This is a genomic window from Amphibacillus indicireducens (assembly GCF_039539605.1).
Taxonomy (GTDB): Bacteria; Bacillota; Bacilli; order Bacillales; family Amphibacillaceae; genus Amphibacillus; species Amphibacillus indicireducens.
The window spans coordinates 49,048-67,857 of the sequence record NZ_BAABDL010000014.1; the positions used below are offsets into that span (position 1 = coordinate 49,048).

The following is an 18,810-nucleotide window of genomic DNA, read 5'->3' on the forward strand; positions in this document are numbered from 1 at the left end:
GCAACTGTCAGTAAGTCTCCCACTTTAGGAATTTGAAAAAACACCAATAATTGCAAGTGGGAGATCAACTGACAGTAACCGCCCGATTGGTTCAACTAGTAAATGATTGAAGTTTCACTTTATCATTTGACATCACGGCTAAATCTTTCTATAATCTAATTTATGCTATTGTATACTAAACTAATAGGAATTATCAAGTTTAAAGGAGGTGTGACCACCTTGCAAAGTGAAAACCAGCTCACCAAAGGCTTTAACACCATCCATCGCCACCGCTTATTAAGATGGCTTCAATGGATCATTGGTGCACCTATTCATTTAATTAGTTTGATTTTGTTTTCATTCGAAAAAAAATCAGCAAACTATCAAACTTTATTAAACGAAAAAATCGAGCAATTAAAGAAAACCGATAGCTATCGGGGATTAATTGAAAATTATCAAAACCAATATGATCGAAAACAAGCTTATTTTAACAGGTCGAGCAATCAGTCAGCTAAAGATAAATTCATCACAGCACAAGCTGACCAACAAATTAAAAAAAATGCAGAAGAAGCACTTGCTTTAGAAGGACATGAACAAATCAGCTATTTAACATTTTTCAGAACACTTTTAGCCAACAAAACATTTATCATCCTGACAATCATTCCTGGACTTATTTTATATAGTTTATGTCTCATTTATCAAAATGTCTTTGTCCGATTTATTTTTGAACGAATTGTCCTAACATTCTTTGTGATCATTTCTGTGATCGTGATCGTTTTTACGATCCTCTATATTTCTCCATCTGATGCGGCAGCAAATATATTAGGAGAAACGGCAACGATTGAGCAACGGATCGAATTCAATTACCAGTACGGACTTGATCAACCATACCTGATGCAATTAGGTCGAGCAATTAAAGGCTTTTTAACTTTTGATTTAGGTTTATCCTATACAGGAAATGAAGTGATTATGACGAGCATAGCGAATCGTTTCCCAGTCACATTGACACTGGCAATCTCATCACTGTTTTTAGCGATTGTGATCGCCATTCCAATCGGGATGATTTCAGCGGCAAAAATGAATTCTTTTTGGGATTACAGCTTTATGTTCTTAGCTTTAATTGGTTTATCAATTCCGAGTTTTTGGCAAGGGTTAATCTTTATTCTGACCTTTTCAATTAGAGGTAATTTACTACCGGCCACGTACTCACCGAACAATCCACTCTCGCTCATTATGCCAATTGTTGTTTTAGGGACTGGATTGGCAGCGGCAATTGCTCGAATGACGCGTGCTTCAATGCTTGAAGTGATGCACGAAGATTATATGATGACTGCGAAAGCAAAAGGTTTATCTGGCCGAGAAGTCTTTTTACGTCACGGCTTACGAAATGCATGGATACCGATTTTAACAGTAATCGGGCTTCAATTTGGGGCAATGCTTGGTGGGGCAGCCGTTACTGAACAAGTTTTTAATATTAGAGGGTTAGGGAGTTACATTGTCGATAAGCAATTTATTCCTGACATACCGGCAATTCTAGCAGGTGTTGTCTACATTGCAATCACAATATCACTGGTTAATCTCATTGTCGATTTACTTTATGCGTTTTTAAATCCACGAATTCGCTCCCAATTAAAAGAGGGTTAATTAAGGAGGTGGTGCGAATTGAATCGTATTGCGTTAAAGCAATCTGAACTTTATAAACATGGCACATTTGCCTTTGTGATCTCACTTGCGTTAAGTTTACTATTTTCATTTAATAGTTATCACAGTAGCACGGGAACTTGGCGTCCAATTTTTATCATCTTAACACTCATTTACCTCGTCATTAGCTTGTATCAATTGCTATTAATTTTCAAGCTAAAACGTGATCTATTAACAACTGGTACCGTCCAAAGACAAACGCGTGGCTTGGCATTTCTGCAAATCATCTCAATTTTTACAGGTAATATTTTTACCGCCAGCTTTGCTTTCCGGCTCTTAAAATCTGACGGATCGATTGACTATACATTCGCATACTATATGCTAATCACTGATTTCCTAATTATTGGCGTCACGTTACTGAACATATTTAAACCATACGTATCAAATACTTTTCTCCTTTCGCTCGGGACTTTAAGCGGATTACTTGTTTTCGACATCGTGATCGTCATCTTGTTAAGTAAACAAAATCAACACGATCAACGCTACAAAACAGTTGGAAAGTGGCTTGCGCTCATACTATTGATCACGAGTTTTACCGGGAATGCATTCCGCTTGATCCTCGCTTATAGCATCTGGCTAAAAAGTTCAAACCGAGATCAAGCAGAAATTGATCAATGGCATTTCTTTTGGGTTAAATTAATTAAAAACTTTACCGCCATGATTGGGCTCTTGTTTATTGTCTTTATTCTTTCACTATCGATTACGAGTTATGGCACATTCGTCACCAGATTTGCAACAGTCAACGACTATAGTAATCTCTTAACTGAACCGAGTTTAGTTTTTCCGTTTGGGACAGATAACTTTGGCCGTGACGTTTTTTCTCGAATTGTCTTTGGTGCTCGAATTTCTCTAGTCGTTGGACTCTTAACGACACTCATTCCACTCGTGATTGGTGGGATTCTTGGAGCACTCGCTGGGTTTTACAATCACTCAATTGATCAGTCGATCATGCGCGTCCTTGACGTGTTATATGCAATCCCGGGAATCTTGCTTGCAATTGCAATTATTGCAGCTTTTGGTTCCAGCACAATCAATTTAATTATCGCCTTAAGTATCGGATCAATTCCTACTTATGCTCGAACGATGCGTGCCAACATCTTGATGGTTGCTAATCTTGATTATATTGAAGCAGCCAAAGCTTTAGGTGAATCCGATCTGGTGATTTTATTAAAACATGCGATTCCAAATGCTTTTGCACCGATGATTGTTAGAGCAACATTAACAATCGGTAGTGCTGTAATCGCAACAAGTAGTTTAAGCTTTTTAGGTTTAGGTGTTGAACCGCATATCCCTGAATGGGGAAATGTGTTAAGAATAGGAAGTGGCTATTTAGAAACAGAACCTTATTTAGCTATTTTTCCAGGTTTAGCAATTATTTTACTCGTGTTAGCTTTCAACTTTTTAGGCGACGGCTTACGCGACGCATTAGATCCAAAATTAAATTAATTTTTAGGGGGAAACAGAATGAAAAGATTGACTTTCGGATTACTATTAATTTTGAGCCTGTTTATTGCAGGGTGTGTCAGTACAGAGTCTGACGTACAAGGTGACAGCGATACGGCACCAGCGGCAGATGCAGAAAAACCAACGATTGAGATCTTAGGAATGAGTACGAGTGAGGATGATTTAAATATTCTTCGCGATCAGCTAACGAATAATGGTTTTGATGTTGAGTTGAACATTCAACCAGATCGTGGAAGCTATACGACCCAAAAAGAGGCTGGAAACTATGACCTCGCAGTAAATAGTTGGACAACAGTTACAGGTAACCCTGATTACGCTGTTCGTTCACTATTTACATCAGATGGTGACAACACATTATTCGCTGATGATGAAGCTGACCGTCTGATTGATTTAGCAAGTACACAGTTGCCTGAAGATTATCAGCAAACATACACTGAATTAGAGCAACATATCGTTTTCGATCAAGCATATGTTTTACCTTTATACATTTCTTATAAAGCACAAGCAGTCAACCACGAGATTATTGATGAATCAACCGTTCGCTTACCAAAATCTCGAGCAGCTGTTTGGGAAATGTACGACTTTACTGATACAAACTTACGTGACACTGAACCATTACTTGTCCATCAAGGGCTAAGTGATTTAACATCACTTGATCCGATTAAAGGAAATGATGGTTCAATTAATACACTAAATACAAATATGTATGTTCGATTAGTGAACTTAACTGACGATGACCAAGTGGTTTCAGATGGTTCATTATCATTAAACCATGTGATCGCAGAAGGAAATCAAGATTACTACTTTGTTTTACGTGATGACATTAACTTCGCTGCTGTTGAAGGTGATGCTGCTGTTAATACAGGAGTTCGTGTTGGTGCAGAAGATGTTAAATTCTCTCTCGAACGAGCAAAAGATCGTAACTCAGTACCTGATCACAGAACATATAGCTTACATGAAAGCATCGATACAGTTGAAATTGTAGCAGATTTAGCTGAGTTAGAGGCTGTTACAAATGAAGGAACTACAGTTAAAGCAGCATTAGAGGAAAATCTAAATACCGAGATTGCTGAACTAACAGCTGATAAAACTGAAGCTGATAACAGTAATGGTGTTTATCAAGTAGTAAAAGTTACAACACATAACCCGTTCCCACAAGTACTAAACTACCTTGCTCACCAATCAGCAGGTATTGTTTCAAAAGAACAAGTTGAAAGTATTAACACGTATAATGTTGAAGATTATGATGTGAATACAGATATTGCTTACGGTGATCAGCGAACAGTTAGTGAAGATAGCGAGCATGAGAATACACTTTATGCAAGTGGCCCATACATCTTGGTGTCAAAAAATGACTATGAAGCTCGCTTCGTTAAAAATCCAGCTTATATGGTTGGATCAGATTATGAACCACGAATGACTGAAGTGATCGTTAAATTTATTCAAGATCCTGAAACAGCCTTGTCAGCATTACGTAACAATGAAATTCATGTTTACAATGGCGTTGCTGAGAACCGTTATGACATCGTTCATGAAGATGAGCGCTTAACGTTACAACAAAATGAGAGTAATGCGGTTGCATACTTGAACTTTAATATGGATGGGCGTGAGGTTTCAACAAACACAGCGTTACGTCAGGCAGTCCTTTATTCAATTAATCAGGATGAATTCATTTCGTTCTATCAAGGTAACAAAATGCCAGCAATCTCAACTGTTAGCCCGTTAGTCAATACCGGCTTAACACTTGAAGCTGACCCAGCAAAAGTCCAAGAACTACTTGAACAAGCAAATTAACCTTTCGTAAAACTGAACCCTTGAGCGGATGACTCAAGGGTTTTTTCTTAATTTTAATATCAATTTAAATAGATTGACTCAATTGAACAGTAAATTGATTAGTTCTAATTAAACAAACTGTTATACTTAGATTATTATCATAAAAAACGGGAGTGTGTCGAGATGTGCAAAAAAAGGTGGTTCACTCAGTCAGACGGCGAGAAAATTTTTATTAGAAAATGGACTGATCAGTCAAGTAAACCTAAGGCAATCATTCAAATCGCCCATGGAATGGCCGAACACAGTCAGCGTTATGATCAATTTGCTCAATTTTTAACTGAAAATCAATTGATCGTTTACGCAAATGATCATCGGGGTCACGGTGAAACTGGGGCAAGAATGGGCGTGATGGGCTACTTTGCAGAACAAGGCGGTTTTGAACGTGCTGTTGATGATTTGTGGGAAATGACTGCAATGATCCGAACTGAGCACCCAGGCCTCCCGATCATTTTACTCGGTCATAGTATGGGTTCGTTTTTAGTTAGGCGCTATATTCAACGCTATCCAACTTCGGTTGATGCTGTAATTTTATCAGGTACAGGCTTTGACAAAGGCTTGGTCGGCAAAGTTGGTCGCTTATTAGCGAAATTTGAAGTCAAGCGACTCGGTCCAAAAACAGCAAGTCCTTTAATGGATCGATTAAGTTTTGGCCAATACAGTAAAGGCCTAGCTGAAACAGAAAGTTGGCTTTCCCGTGATTCTCAATCCGTACGTGATTATGAGAACGATCCGTATTGCGGGTTTATTTCCACCGCGAAATTTTATGATGACCTCCTCTATGGCCTTAAGAAAATTCATCAACAAAGTCAAGTCGCGAAAGTTAATCCGTCATTGCCTATCTTATTATTCAGCGGGACAGCCGATCCTGTTGGTGATTACAGTAAAGGCGTTCACCGAGTCGTGAAGCAGTATCAAAAGCATGGGATCAAATCGATTGACTTAAAGCTATATCCGGAAGGACGTCATGAAATGTTATTTGAAATTAATCGCGAACAAGTCATGAGAGACATCTTAGCTTGGATGATTGAAGTTATTTCTTGAGGGAAGATTTTATTTGATTCAGAAAGCTTCACTCACTGAGGGGATGAATCGGATCACTCACGATTAAATCCTATTCGTTACCTCTTCAGCAAAAAATCGATGACACTGCGCATGATTAGATGTTATTCGTTAGATATCTCCTTGATTATGAGGGCGGTTTCTGACGATTAACACCTATTCGTTAGAGATCACCTTGATTACGAGGGCGGTTTCTGACGATTAACACCTATTCGTTAGAGATCACCTTGATTACGAGGGTGGTTTCTGACGATTAACACCTATTCGTTAGGGATCTCCTTGATTACGAGGGCGGTTTCTGATGATTACCACCTATTCGTTAGAGATCTCCTTGATTACGAGGGCGGTTTCTGACGATTAACACCTATTCGTTAGAGATCACCTTGATTACGAGGGTGGTTTCTGACGATTAGCACCTATTCGTTAGAGATCACCTTGATTACGAGGGCGGTTTCTGGCGATTACCGCCTATTCGTTAGAGATCACCTTGATTATGAGGGCGGTCTCTGACGATTATTATTTTTTTACAAAACCTTCGTTAAATAAAGCAACAAATCAATGAACTTAAATCTCCTTAGCTCAAAAAAGTATAGACAGTCTTTAAATTATTTCGAAATACGAAACAAAAGCGAGACTTCACTTAAGATCGTGGTATAATTATTTTTATATCTAAATAGAAATATGGTGAATAAATAGTGGATCGCTTAACGAATACAACAAAAATTTCTCCTGGAAAACAGCTCTTTCTTATTACATGGCCAATTATGATCGAAACATTTTTACAGACATTTATGCGTTTTTCTGATACGTTTATGCTCAGCTTTATCTCAGATGAAGCTGTGGCTGCGATCGGTGTCGTCAACCAAATTATGATGTTTACATTTGTTTTATTTAATTTTACCGCAATGGGATCTGCTGTTGTTGTGAGTCAATATGTTGGTGCTAACAATCCTAAAGGCGTTCAAAAAACGATCGCACATGCGTTAATGGTCAACTTAGTTTTTGGTGTGATGGTCAGTTTGGTCGTCGTCAGTTTACGGACTCAATTTATTAATCTATTTGATTTAGAGCCAGAGCTTTTCGGTTATGCAAATACATATTTACTCTATGTTGGTGGCGCGTTATTCTCGCAAGCAATCGTCTTGACAATTTCGGCGATTTTGCAAGCAATGGGGCACACAAAAGATGTCATGACCGTCGTCATTATTATGAATGTTACAAACGTGTTTTTTAACTATGTCTTTATTTTCGGAGCATTCGGCTTCCCACAACTTGGTGTAACTGGAGTCGCAATGTCAACAGCCGCGATCCGATTTGTAGCGATGTTTGTCTTATTTTCAATCTTGTTAAAAAGATTACCGACAAAATTACCATTTAAGGCATTCTTTAAATTTGATCTATCCTATTTGAAGAAAATTCTCGGTATTGGTGTACCTGCTGCAGGGGAACAGCTTTCTTATAATATTAGTCAAATCGTGATTACTGTCTTTATTACTAGTTTAGGAGCTACAGCACTCGCAACAAGAGTTTACGCTCAAAACTTAATGTCATTAATGACCGTTTTCTCAATGTCAATTTCTAAAGGGATGCAAATATTTATTGGTCAACTCGTCGGCGCTGGTAAAGAAAAAGAGGCGTACAGCAGTATGTTTATCGGCGTACGCGCTGCCTTAACCGTTGCTTTGTCGGTCGGTTCACTGCTAGCGATCTTTGGTCGTCAAGTCTTCATGATCTTTACCAGAGATCCTGATATTATCGCACTTGGTACAGTGATTTTAATCATTGGTCTAATTTTAGAACCAGGACGGACGTCAAACTTAGTCATTATTAGCGCCTTGCGTGCAGCTGGCGATGCCCGCTTCCCTGTTATAATTGGAATTTGTGTCATGTGGGGTGTCTTAGTACCACTCGCCTATTTCTTAGGCATCACCTTGAATTTTGGTTTACCTGGTATTTGGATTGCGATGTTAGTCGATGAATGGATACGAGCAATCATTATGTGGACACGCTGGCGAGGTAAAAGATGGATGGGCAAAGCCGTCGTAGAACAAACAAACCAAGCACATTAAAACTGTGCTTGGTTTTTTATTAGAACTTATTTTTAAAGGCGACTGTTTCTAAAAATTATATCTTGAACTGTCCGAGTAAGTTATTTAGTTGATTCGCTAACTTAGTTAAGTCGCTTGAGCTACTCATGATTTCTTCCATTGAACTAGTTACCTCTTCGGCAGATGCGGATGTTTCTTCAATACCAGCCGCAGACTGCTCAGAAATTGACGCGATTTCTTCAACCGAAGCAGATAGTGTTTGGCTTGTTCCAAGGATTGTTGTCAATTCATCAGTAATCGCATGAATATTGCTTGCCATTTGCTGAATTGAATCATCAATTTGCTGGAACGTTTTATTCGTCCCTTCAATATTACCCATTCCTTGTTGCACTTGCTCATAACTATCTTCAAGCGATACTTTAACAATCTCTGAATCTGTTTGAATACCTGAAACAATTTCGGTAATATCTTGCACAGAGCTCCCCACTTCTTCAGCAAGTTTACGCACTTCCTCAGCAACAACTGCAAAACCTCGACCATGCTCACCCGCTCGGGCAGCCTCAATTGATGCATTTAACGCGAGTAAATTTGTTTGGTCTGAAATGTCTTGAATTACTGAAACAATGTTTGAGATTTCTTTTGATTGATTGTTTAATTGAATCACTTTTTCAACCGATTCAGTCACAATTGTATCTATCGCTCGCATTTGTTCAACTGACTTTTCCATCAAATTTGAACCATTGATCGTCAATTGTTGCGTATTTTTCGACTCATTTTCAACCGATTCGCCAAGCTGCTGGGCTGATGATACAGTTGTGACAAAATCGTTCATACCAGATGACAAGCCTGATGCATGTGTCGCTTGAGTCTCAGCACCTGATGCTAATTCCTCCATCGTTCCAGAAATCTGCTCTGCACCTTCAGATACATCGTTTGTCGTTTCAGCTAACGAATGACTATGCTCGGTCACAGTCTTCGATACGTTTTGAATCTCAGCTAATAATTGACGCATGTTTGTTGCCATTTGATTCGTCGACTGGGTTAATTGACCAATTTCATCACGGCGATCGGTCACTTCAATTGCTTTAGATAGATCACCATCAGCAATTGTTAACATTCGATGCGTCAATTTTCTAACAGGAACAGAAATAACACGAGTTGTGACAATTGCAGTGATAATACCGAAGATTATCGCAACAATGCCAATAATCAAGCTCAGCCAAGTGCTATAATTCGAAGATAAAACAATGTCATTCCCTACGTTAACAATATGATCCTCTTGTAAACTAGCTAAATCATTAAATTCTCTCACTAACGCCATTGAGTTTGGCAGGATCTGATCTTCAAAAAGGCGAATTGCTTCGGCTTCATTTCCTTGGTTAACCAGCTCCAGTAATTGATCTGTCGAATGGCCCCATTCAACTTTTCGAGTAATAATTTGCTCTAATTGACTTGAGTTACTCTTTGCCAAAGCTGCTTCCTCTAAAGCAACACTTTCTTCAATTCCATTAACAAATGCATCGCGATAACTTGTATTTCCAGTTAGAGTAAACGATTGTAAATAATTCGTTCGTTCCAACATGTTAATTGCTAGATCTTCACTGATAATTAGCATTTCGAGATCATCCTCAATCAATGCTTCTGTTTCAAGGCTGTTTGAGTACATTGACCACCCGTTAATCAATACAAGTACAGAAAATAAAATCATCATTATACCAAAACCTATAAACAACCTTGTACCAATACTTTTAAAATTACCTATCTGTTTTTTCATTATAATTCCCCCTAAACTTGTCTTTCTTTCTAGTCCTCACATTTTATATCGGTTAAATGAAGCTTTTATCAACATGACTAGTCAAGTTATCACATTCGGAATATTACTCCATTTATTCGGTTGATATAGACAAAAAAACACCCAATCAAAAATAGGGTTAGATGCTTTTTATTTTAATGTAAATTTTTCAACCCTTATTATTTATGCGAGAGGTCATCATCTGAAGACACTTCGCGTTCCGCGGGGATGGTCTTAGCTAACTTTTGTAGCAAAAACCGCTACAAAAGTGGATCTTCGGCTCATCCTCTTCCCGCTGGAGTCTTCGTGTCTTCAGATGACTATGCATTATTCCCCTTCACTTTTTAAGTGAGTGAGTGCGAACATAAAAATGAAAGGTATTTAGTTAAGCATTATCACTTACTTTGCGGTAAACCATGAATAATTCAGGCTCAAGTAAATTGAGCTTGAAACTTCTTTTTAATATGCACCTCGAATATTTTCATGAACATTTTCATTATAAAAATCGCTAATTTGCTCTAACTCATCCTCACTAAATGAACGGACATCAATCGCACCTAAGTTTTCCTCGACTTGCTCTCTATTTTTAAAGCCCGGAATCACTGTCGAGACACCTCTTTGTTCTAATAGCCACTTTAATGCTGCCTTAGCCATCGTATCACGATCTTCAGCAATCCATTTTAACTGATTGCTTAGCTCAACGCCTTTTGCAAACTCAATGCCACCAAACGTTTCACCAACATTAAATGCATCGCCATCTTTATTGAAGTTCCGATGATCGTCTGCTTCAAATTGATGATCAACAGTAAATTTGCCTGTCAATAGTCCGCTTGCTAAAGGGACTCGAGCAATAATCCCAACATCTTTGCTTAAGGCTTCTGGAATAAGCGTCTCCAGTGGCTTTTGACGCATCATATTTAAGATAACTTGTAATGTACTGATATTGTCGTTGTTTAAGCAAAACAAGCCCTCTTCAACTGTCTCAACACTGACACCATAATGACGTATCTTACCTTGTGCTTTTAATTTATCTAGCACGTCAAAAACACGGCCGTCTTTTAATACTTCAAATGGCGGACAGTGAATTTGGTATAAATCAAGGGTATCTCGCTGAATTCTTTTCAGCGTATTCTCTAAGTATTGAGTCACTGTTTTTTCAGAATAGTTGTCCGGATCATGAAGATCACCTGCTCGACAAAACTTAGATGCAATATAGATTTGATCTGCTTTTCCTTTAGTTACTTTACCAAGTAATGCTTCAGCATGGCCTCCACCATAGACATCTGCTGTATCAAAAAAATTAACCCCTCGATCGATCGCCAATTCAAGGGCGCGAATCGATTCTCTGTCATCCGTTTTTCCCCAATCACCGCCAATTCCCCAAGTACCAAAACTCAATTCACTGATTTCATAACCCGTCTTACCTAATCGATTATACTTCATTCTCTATCCCTCACTTTTGCTTAGTTTGCTTCAGTAGCATTGCATAAACTTTTCTTTCCTAAGTCAAGTCTTATCATTGTGGTTTGAGATAACGGATATTGATCGCTCAATACAACCGCTACGGGAAAATATTTCGCTTACCGCGGGCGTGCCTCGGGCGCACAGGATGTGGGTCAGTTAGACGTTGGGACTGGGACTGCGATTACTCGTCCCACCGAAGACATTTGCGGTTACTCGTCCCACCATAAACACCTGCCCGTAGGATAAGGAAAGCTTCTTCGAAAACGCATCGCACGAAGAAAATTGATCTTTATTTTCGAGGAAAGCGAAACATCTCTCAGCTGCGGGTGTAATCCTCTTACTTAGAGTTAATCATATCACTTGATTTTATCTTAATTTTTTATGTAACACTACTGAGTTTGCTTATATTTTACTATAGCTTTAATCAATTTCCTAACTACAAATCGTCAATTGATCTGATTAATTTATTTTACATTAATATCTTCTTTTAACAATTACTTGATTTTGTTGTTGACATGAGTTATAATACCTAAGTAGTAAGACTCACTAAATGTCAGGGAGGTGTTTTGAAATTGGACTAACTATTACGAGCTAATCAAAGGGAGGTGAGTCAAATCGACCTTAGATCATATACGTATCAGATTTCAGATCAAACATGCTATATCCAAGCAGCTAAAAGGTATAATGCTGTTTCAGAAATTGTTGCGCTTGACCGTACATATTATTCAATGCAAACGAGTTTAAAAATCATTGATCAAGCCTGTGTTATGTATGGATCGACTTACATGGGGCGTGCTGATGCGATGAGAGCAATTTTTAACATTCACTACAATCCACCGATCCCAATCGATCCCGAACAAGGTTTATACGCCTTCGCTACCCATTCACCACACCACGAAGACTGCATCTGGATTATCACGAAAAACATCATCCGTATTAGACATGGTAATAACTATTCAATGATTTACTTTAAAAATAATCGGTCATTACGCGTAGACCTTTCGAAACGACGGATCGATCGCTTGTGCTCATGCTTATATCAATATATATTGCACTTTAGAAAAGATTAACATCTTTAAGTTCCCCCATTCAAATCATTTACGATTTTAGATAGAATCCAGTATAATGATTTTGAAAGGGGTTTCTTTTATTATGAAAAAAGCTTTTTCATTTTTATCCTCGTACAAGCTTCCGATTATGATTGCTTTTTCGTTGATGCTTGTCGAACTACTCATTGAACTTGCTTCACCATTAATCATTGCTAGAATTATCGATTTTGGCATTCGAATGAATAGCTTGTCGCAAATTACATATTGGGGGATCATATTATTAATCCTTGCCAGCATTGCTTTTGCGGCTGGAATTACAAATTCATTTTTCAGTTCCCGCGTCAGTCAGGGATTCGGTTATGATTTGCGTCAAGCGACTTTTACAAAAGTTCAAAACTTTTCATTTAAGAATTTTGATCGTTTCCCTACCTCTTCATTAATCACACGTTTAACAAATGATGTTACCCAACTACAAAACATCGTCCATCGTTTATTACGCGTCGGTAGTCGGGCACCACTTCGAATCGTTGGAAGCATCAGTTTAGCACTGATGGTCAATTGGCGACTAGCGATTATCTTACTCATTACGATACCGGTCTTATCACTATTTGTTGCTTGGATTGCTCATAAAGGGATTATTTTATTCCGACGTGTGCAACGTCGACTTGATCGAGTCAACAATGTCATGCGAGAAAATTTAACAGCAATGCGTCTGATCAAAGTATTTCTACGTAGTGAGCATGAAGAAGAAAAATTTTCTGAAGAGAGCAAGTCATTGAGAGATCTAACAATGTATACACTTAGGTTCATGCAAATGAGTGGACCAGCGATTACAGTCGTTATGAATGTCAGTGTTTTGTTTATTCTTTGGTTTGGTCAAATTCAAATTTCTAGTGGTGTGGTTACAGTCGGAGAAGTCGTTGCGATTATTAATTACTCAGCATTGACAATGCAGTCGATCTCAATGTTAACATTTATCTTACACAGTTTCACCCGTGCCCAAGCTTCCAAAAGCCGAATCAACGAGATTTTAACTGCAGAGATCGATCTATTTGATGGTGATCAAACCGTTCAAGACGATAAACCATCGATTCAACCACTGATCAGCTTTATCAATGTCTCGTTTGCTTATCCAAACCAAGCTACCAATGTTCTGGAACAGATCAATTTACAAGTCAACAAAGGGGATACGATTGCGGTTATCGGCGCAACGGGATCAGGGAAATCAAGTTTATTTCAGCTGATTCCACGACTTTATGACCCAACTGAAGGAGAAATTTTATTAAACAATCAACCACTACAGTCACTTAAATTAAAGTCATTACGAGAAAAAATTGGCTACGTCCCACAGGAATCCCGGCTTTTCTCTGGCACAATCACTGAGAATATTAAATGGGGCAAACGGGATGCAAGTGCAGATGAAATGATTGAAGCAGCAAAAGCTGCCCAAATTCATGAGACAATTATGGCACAGGCCGATCATTATCAAACAATTATCGGACAACGTGGGGTGAATTTTTCAGGAGGTCAAAAGCAACGTATATCAATTGCGCGTGCTCTAGTTAGAAAGCCTGAAATTTTATTACTCGATGATAGTACGAGTGCACTTGACCTGCAAACTGAAAGGAAGATTTTGCAGGCGATTAAAGCGTTATCATGTACAACATTTATTATTACACAAAAAATAACGACATTACTTCATGCAGACCAAATTATTTTATTAGAAGACGGTAAAATTGCTGCCCAAGGTGATCACGAAAGCTTATTAAATAAAAGTCCACTTTATCAGCAAATTTACCAATCACAATCAATCAAGGAGGCGAATATTGATGGCTAAACGGAGAAGATCACATCAAGTTGCACCAGAAGAGCCAGAAAATCCTTGGTTAACAGTGAAACGAATTTGGAGTTATTTGAGTTCGGCAAAATTTATGATTGGCTTTATTTTAATTTTGGTCGCCACAAGTACGATTATGGCATTATTAGCGCCTTATTTACTCGGATATGCGATTGATCATTATTTAATCGACTACGATCCACCCGGATTGTTGCGCTTGCTGATTTTATTAGCGCTTGTCTATTTGACAATGGCAGCATCGACCTGGTTACAACATTTCTTAATGGTTGGTATTTCACAAAAAGCGATTTATCAAATGCGACAACAATTATTTCACAAGCTCCATCAATTGCCGGTGAAATTTTTTGACCAAAGTCAGCAAGGCGATTTAATGAGTCGATTAACTAATGACCTTGATGTCGTCAGCGAGACATTGAACAGTTCGGTGATTGAGCTCTTTTCAAGTGTGCTTTCACTCGTTGGAACATTAATTTTCATGCTCGTCCTTAGCCCACTATTAACAGTCGTCAGTTTATTAACAACTCCAGTTTTATATTTCGGAATGAAATGGATTACGAATCGGACAAGAGTGTATTTCCGTAAGCAACAGGAAAGCATCGGTGATTTAAATGGATATATCGAAGAGGTTATTTCCGGACAAAGTGTTGTAAAAATTTTCTCTCAAGAAGAAAAAGCAATTGAAGAATTTGAACAGAAAAATCGTGAGTTAAGAGAGTCGGGTTATTATGCTCAAGCCTACACTGGCTTTATCCCAAAATTATTAAATGCATTGAATAATGTTAGCTTTGCACTGATTGCTTTTGTTGGTGGTGTTCTAGCACTGAATCAAATCGTCACAGTCGGTGTGATCGTTACCTTTACTCAATATTCACGCCAGTTCACGCGACCACTGAGAAACTTAGCCAATCAATTTAACAGTTTACTATCTGCAATTGCGGGCGCAGAGCGTGTCTTTGAGATCTTAGATCTACCAGATGAGGAGGAAACCACAGCACCTGAACAGTGGGGCGAGATTAAAGGCGAAATTAAGTTTGATCATGTCTCTTTTTCATATGATGATGATGAAGAGACAATCGATAATATTTGCTTAAGTGCAAACCCAGGTGAAACAATTGCGTTAGTTGGTCCAACCGGCGCTGGAAAAACGACGATCATCAGTTTAATTAGCCGCTTCTATGATCCTGATCAAGGTGTGATTACGATTGATGGTTACGATATTACTAAAACAACTCGACAGATTTTACGAGAAAAAATTAGTTTTGTTTTACAAGATCCGTATTTATTTAATGGTTCAATTAAAGACAACATTCGTTATGGCCGCCTTGATGCAACAGACGAAGGGGTGATTGAAGCAGCTAAGCTAGCCAATGCGGATAGTTTTATTACAAAGTTACCGAACAGCTATGAAACTAAATTGAGTCAAGAAGGTGGCGGAATCAGTCAAGGTCAGAAACAGTTGATCTCAATTGCTCGTGCATTACTTGCCGACCCCAAAATTTTAATTTTAGATGAAGCAACGAGCAGTATTGATACCGTAACAGAATTAAAAATTCAAGATGCCTTAAACAGATTAATGCACGGTCGGACGAGTATTGTGATTGCTCACCGCCTCAATACAATCCAAAATGCTGATCGGATTTTTGTCATGAAAGATGGGCAAATTATTGAGCACGGTAGTCACCAATCATTACTCGAAAAGAAAGGTTTTTACTTTGAACTATACAATGGACACTTTGAAGATACTGCGAGTTAATTTTAAAGGAGAGGATCTCGATCTAGAGGTCCTTTTTTATTTTTACAAGTCACCTAACTTTTGTTTTAGCTCCTTTTGAATGGTAATGAACACTAATTAGCACTGTTTTTTGACTGAACGAATTCTGCTATCGTTATATTTGTAAGCGTTTTCTTAAACTTGGAAGCTCAATTCCAGAAAGGAGACTCATCGTTCGGTTGTTAAAGTGTGAAAAAATCAGAAGGAGATGATGAATTGAAAAAGAAATTAGTGATGTTATTTTTATTTTGCTTCTTTTTATTGATTCCTAGTTTGAATCTATTTGCAGAGGAACCAGTACTTGATATCGAGGAATACGCTGCAGAAATGCAACCAGGATGGAACTTAGGCAATACGTTCGACGCGCTCGGTGAAGATGAAACGGGATGGGGCAATCCATACGTCACAGAAGAACTGATTCAATCAATTGCCGAACAAGGCTATCAGAGTATTCGAATTCCAATCACATTTGACGAGCGGATGGATTTAGAGCCCGATTATCAAATTGATGCGGATTTTTTAGGGCGAGTAACTGAGACTGTCGATTGGTCGCTTAATGCAGGCATGAAGGTAATGATTAATATTCATCATGATTCTTGGGTTTGGCTAGAATCGGGCATGAACAATGACTATGAACAATCCGTTGCACGCTTCGAGGCAATTTGGCAACAATTAGCCGAGCACTTCCAAGACTATGAATTAGATCTGATGTTTGAAAGCATTAACGAACCACGATTTGCACCATACGATGACGGTGAAGTGCAAGCACTCAATTATTTAGACGATTTGAATGACCGATTTTATCAGATTGTTCGGAACTCAGGAGGTAATAACGCAACCCGCCCAATAGTGATCCCAACATTACACACAGGTTCAGATCAAATTTATTTGGATCGCTTATCTGGCTGGCTCGAAGAAAAAGATGATCCTTACGCAATTGCCCCAAACAGCAACAAACGTTAGTAACTTCCTTGTTATCGGGATGATTTTGCTTAGCATCGGTACAATTGGATTCATTTATACTAAAAGGAAAAGGTTAATTTAACATTTAAGATTCTCAGATGGACCGATTGAGCCAAGTGTACTTCTTTCCTGAAAAATAACACCTCTTAAGGGAGAGTTCATTCCCCTTAAGAGGTGTTAAATCAACCGTTCTTAATAGCCGTAACCACCAAATGATGCACCAATAATAATTAACAGAATAAACAACACAATCAGTAGTGCAAATCCGCCACCAAAACCTGGAGTTGGAGCTGGACCTGGCGTTGCACATCCACCTTGAACACCTGGATTACCCAAGATTAAAACCTCCTTTTCGTCTTTTCACAACTAGTATATGTCCGACTTACATTTGCGGAATGGACATTACCCTAGTTTTCAGTGATGTTTTTATTACCGTGCAACTGTCGCTAAGTGCCACTTCGAAGAACACTAAAGCTTCTAAGTACGGGTGGGATTAAAAAAATATCGATTGGTAGAATTAGCACGAGTAGGAGTTAATCGTCAGAGATCAGCCTTATAGTCAGGAGGATTTCTAACGAATAAGGGCTAATCGTCAGAGATCGGCATCATAATCAGGGGGATTTCTAACGAATAAGGGCTAATCGGCAGAGATCGGCATCATAATCAAGTGGATTTCTAACGAATAAGGGCTAATCGGCAGAGATCGGCATCATAATCAAGTGGATTTCTAACGAATAAGGGCTAATCGTCAGAGATCGGCATCATAATCAAGGGGAACTCTAACGAATAAGGGCTAATCGGCAGAGATCGGCATCATAATTAGCAGATCGCCTAACCAATCGTGGTTAATCAGATCCTCACTCGGGCAAAAACGGTTTAGTTCAAAGACCGTCAGCTCATCCTTAGCCAAATGTCTGCGATGGGAGGGGGTAATTGATGTAAGACTGTTAGCAAGACTCAACTAATTGACGTTTCGTTTTAGAAATTTACTCTACCGGGATGAACAAAAAAAATTAAATTATTTTAATGTATTTTTACATAAAAAATAGACTTCCATGATATGATTAGAAAAACAGACTTAACGGAGGCGTTATGATGTTAGCTAAAACAACTATGACAGATTCATATTTTTTCGGTCTAGAAGGTTTCATCGTTATTGCCGTAATTGTTGCTTTAAGTCTAGCTATAACTAAGTTTAGTAGGAAAGTAAGTAGCAAGTATTTGATCGAAAAAATTGCACAGCTCGATCAAACGACATACCAACACATTGCAAACGTACCCTTTAAACAACTTAATCAAACAATTGACCACCTTGTATTATCGACATACGGTATTTTTATCATTGAACGTAAAAAATTTAATGGGAAAATTTCCGGCGACCAAGTTGATTCTAACTGGATCATTCAAACTAAAAAAGATCAGCAAACAATCCCTAATCCGCTTGCAAATCTGACAGCAAAAATTAGTTCTATCGCCCAAGAATTAAATATGCAAGAAAAATATTTTTATCCGATTATTGCATTTTCGAATTCAACTGAACTTGAAGTTGAGCAAAAGTTAATCAACAAATCAGTCGCCAATTATGATCAAATTAACGAAACGATCCAATTTTATCAAACACCTAAAATCTCAAAAGAAAAAATTTCAGAATTAATCACATTACTAGAAACTATGAAACTGGATAAGTAACTCTTTTATACTAACTCAACTTTCGCAGATAAAAATAAGCAAGTAAACCTTGATGTAGTAAGTAAGACGCATTGTTCATTGTCCATATTGACTTTTACTTATACACATGGAAAATTTAATCGCAGATCCTTATTTTGAGC

General features: G+C 38.2%; 14 protein-coding genes. 11 read left to right on the forward strand and 3 right to left on the reverse strand.

Annotated features, from left to right (window positions below):
• Positions 1-210 precede the first annotated feature (210 nt).
• The 5 genes from ABD814_RS01170 (at position 211) to ABD814_RS01190 (ending at position 8,105) form a co-directional block, all read left to right on the forward strand.
• Positions 211-1,623: an ABC transporter permease gene (locus ABD814_RS01170; protein WP_425549037.1), complete on the forward strand. Its 1,413-nt coding sequence runs from the start codon at positions 211-213 to the stop codon at positions 1,621-1,623.
• Between the two features lie 18 nt (positions 1,624-1,641).
• Positions 1,642-3,126 (forward strand): ABC transporter permease, encoded by a 1,485-nt coding sequence (locus tag ABD814_RS01175; protein WP_344909595.1) that lies wholly within the window; start codon positions 1,642-1,644, stop codon positions 3,124-3,126.
• Between the two features lie 18 nt (positions 3,127-3,144).
• On the forward strand, positions 3,145-4,938 hold the full coding sequence (locus tag ABD814_RS01180) for an ABC transporter substrate-binding protein (protein ID WP_344909596.1): 1,794 nt from the start codon (positions 3,145-3,147) through the stop codon (positions 4,936-4,938).
• A 162-nt stretch (positions 4,939-5,100) separates the two neighbouring features.
• Positions 5,101-6,018 carry an alpha/beta hydrolase gene (locus ABD814_RS01185; protein ID WP_344909598.1) on the forward strand — a complete coding sequence of 306 codons (918 nt, stop codon included), beginning with the start codon at positions 5,101-5,103 and terminating at the stop codon, positions 6,016-6,018.
• Between the two features lie 713 nt (positions 6,019-6,731).
• Positions 6,732-8,105, forward strand: coding sequence for an MATE family efflux transporter (locus ABD814_RS01190; protein ID WP_344909599.1), 1,374 nt, complete (start codon positions 6,732-6,734; stop codon positions 8,103-8,105).
• 55 nt (positions 8,106-8,160) lie between these two features.
• Here ABD814_RS01190 and ABD814_RS01195 read toward each other — a convergent pair whose 3' ends face one another.
• Together ABD814_RS01195 and ABD814_RS01200 are read right to left on the reverse strand one after the other, a co-directional pair.
• Entirely contained in the window at positions 8,161-9,858 is a 1,698-nt protein-coding gene (locus ABD814_RS01195; RefSeq protein WP_344909601.1) for a methyl-accepting chemotaxis protein, read from the reverse strand.
• Positions 9,859-10,335: 477 nt separating this feature from the next.
• The gene (locus ABD814_RS01200; protein WP_344909602.1) at positions 10,336-11,319 is read right to left on the reverse strand and encodes an aldo/keto reductase; all 984 of its coding nucleotides are present in this window, start codon (positions 11,317-11,319) and stop codon (positions 10,336-10,338) included.
• A gap of 626 nt (positions 11,320-11,945) precedes the next feature.
• Between ABD814_RS01200 and ABD814_RS01205 the strand changes: the two genes are divergently transcribed.
• The 5 genes from ABD814_RS01205 to ABD814_RS13280 all read left to right on the forward strand — a co-directional run bounded on the left by ABD814_RS01205 (position 11,946) and on the right by ABD814_RS13280 (position 17,063).
• Positions 11,946-12,410, forward strand: coding sequence for a competence protein ComK (locus ABD814_RS01205; protein ID WP_344909603.1), 465 nt, complete (start codon positions 11,946-11,948; stop codon positions 12,408-12,410).
• A gap of 82 nt (positions 12,411-12,492) precedes the next feature.
• A complete protein-coding gene (locus ABD814_RS01210) occupies positions 12,493-14,226 on the forward strand; it encodes an ABC transporter ATP-binding protein (RefSeq protein ID WP_344909605.1) in 1,734 nt (577 codons plus the stop codon).
• Positions 14,219-16,000, forward strand: a complete 1,782-nt coding sequence (locus ABD814_RS01215; RefSeq protein ID WP_344909606.1) for an ABC transporter ATP-binding protein — start codon at positions 14,219-14,221, stop codon at positions 15,998-16,000. Before ABD814_RS01210 ends, ABD814_RS01215 begins: the two co-directional genes overlap by 8 nt.
• A 234-nt stretch (positions 16,001-16,234) precedes the next feature.
• Positions 16,235-16,981, forward strand: a complete 747-nt coding sequence (locus ABD814_RS01220) for a glycoside hydrolase family 5 protein (protein ID WP_344909607.1) — start codon at positions 16,235-16,237, stop codon at positions 16,979-16,981.
• Positions 16,941-17,063: an LPXTG cell wall anchor domain-containing protein gene (locus ABD814_RS13280; RefSeq protein WP_425549038.1), complete on the forward strand. Its 123-nt coding sequence runs from the start codon at positions 16,941-16,943 to the stop codon at positions 17,061-17,063. Before ABD814_RS01220 ends, ABD814_RS13280 begins: the two co-directional genes overlap by 41 nt.
• A gap of 110 nt (positions 17,064-17,173) precedes the next feature.
• Here the strand turns inward: ABD814_RS13280 and ABD814_RS01225 are convergent, their stop codons facing one another.
• A complete protein-coding gene (locus ABD814_RS01225; RefSeq protein WP_344909609.1) occupies positions 17,174-17,317 on the reverse strand; it encodes a YjcZ family sporulation protein in 144 nt (47 codons plus the stop codon).
• A 759-nt stretch (positions 17,318-18,076) separates the two neighbouring features.
• Here ABD814_RS01225 and ABD814_RS01230 point away from each other — a divergent pair.
• On the forward strand, positions 18,077-18,670 hold the full coding sequence (locus ABD814_RS01230; RefSeq protein ID WP_344909610.1) for a nuclease-related domain-containing protein: 594 nt from the start codon (positions 18,077-18,079) through the stop codon (positions 18,668-18,670).
• Positions 18,671-18,810: the final 140 nt, after the last annotated feature.

Coding starts and splice junctions, on each gene's coding strand:
- ABD814_RS01230 (WP_344909610.1), top strand. CDS start 18,077: ATGTTAGCTAAAACAACTATGACAGATTCATATTTTTTCGGTCTAGAA.
- ABD814_RS01180 (WP_344909596.1), top strand. CDS start 3,145: ATGAAAAGATTGACTTTCGGATTACTATTAATTTTGAGCCTGTTTATT.
- ABD814_RS01200 (WP_344909602.1), bottom strand. CDS start 11,319: ATGAAGTATAATCGATTAGGTAAGACGGGTTATGAAATCAGTGAATTG.
- ABD814_RS01215 (WP_344909606.1), top strand. CDS start 14,219: ATGGCTAAACGGAGAAGATCACATCAAGTTGCACCAGAAGAGCCAGAA.
- ABD814_RS01210 (WP_344909605.1), top strand. CDS start 12,493: ATGAAAAAAGCTTTTTCATTTTTATCCTCGTACAAGCTTCCGATTATG.
- ABD814_RS01185 (WP_344909598.1), top strand. CDS start 5,101: ATGTGCAAAAAAAGGTGGTTCACTCAGTCAGACGGCGAGAAAATTTTT.
- ABD814_RS13280 (WP_425549038.1), top strand. CDS start 16,941: ATGATCCTTACGCAATTGCCCCAAACAGCAACAAACGTTAGTAACTTC.
- ABD814_RS01195 (WP_344909601.1), bottom strand. CDS start 9,858: ATGAAAAAACAGATAGGTAATTTTAAAAGTATTGGTACAAGGTTGTTT.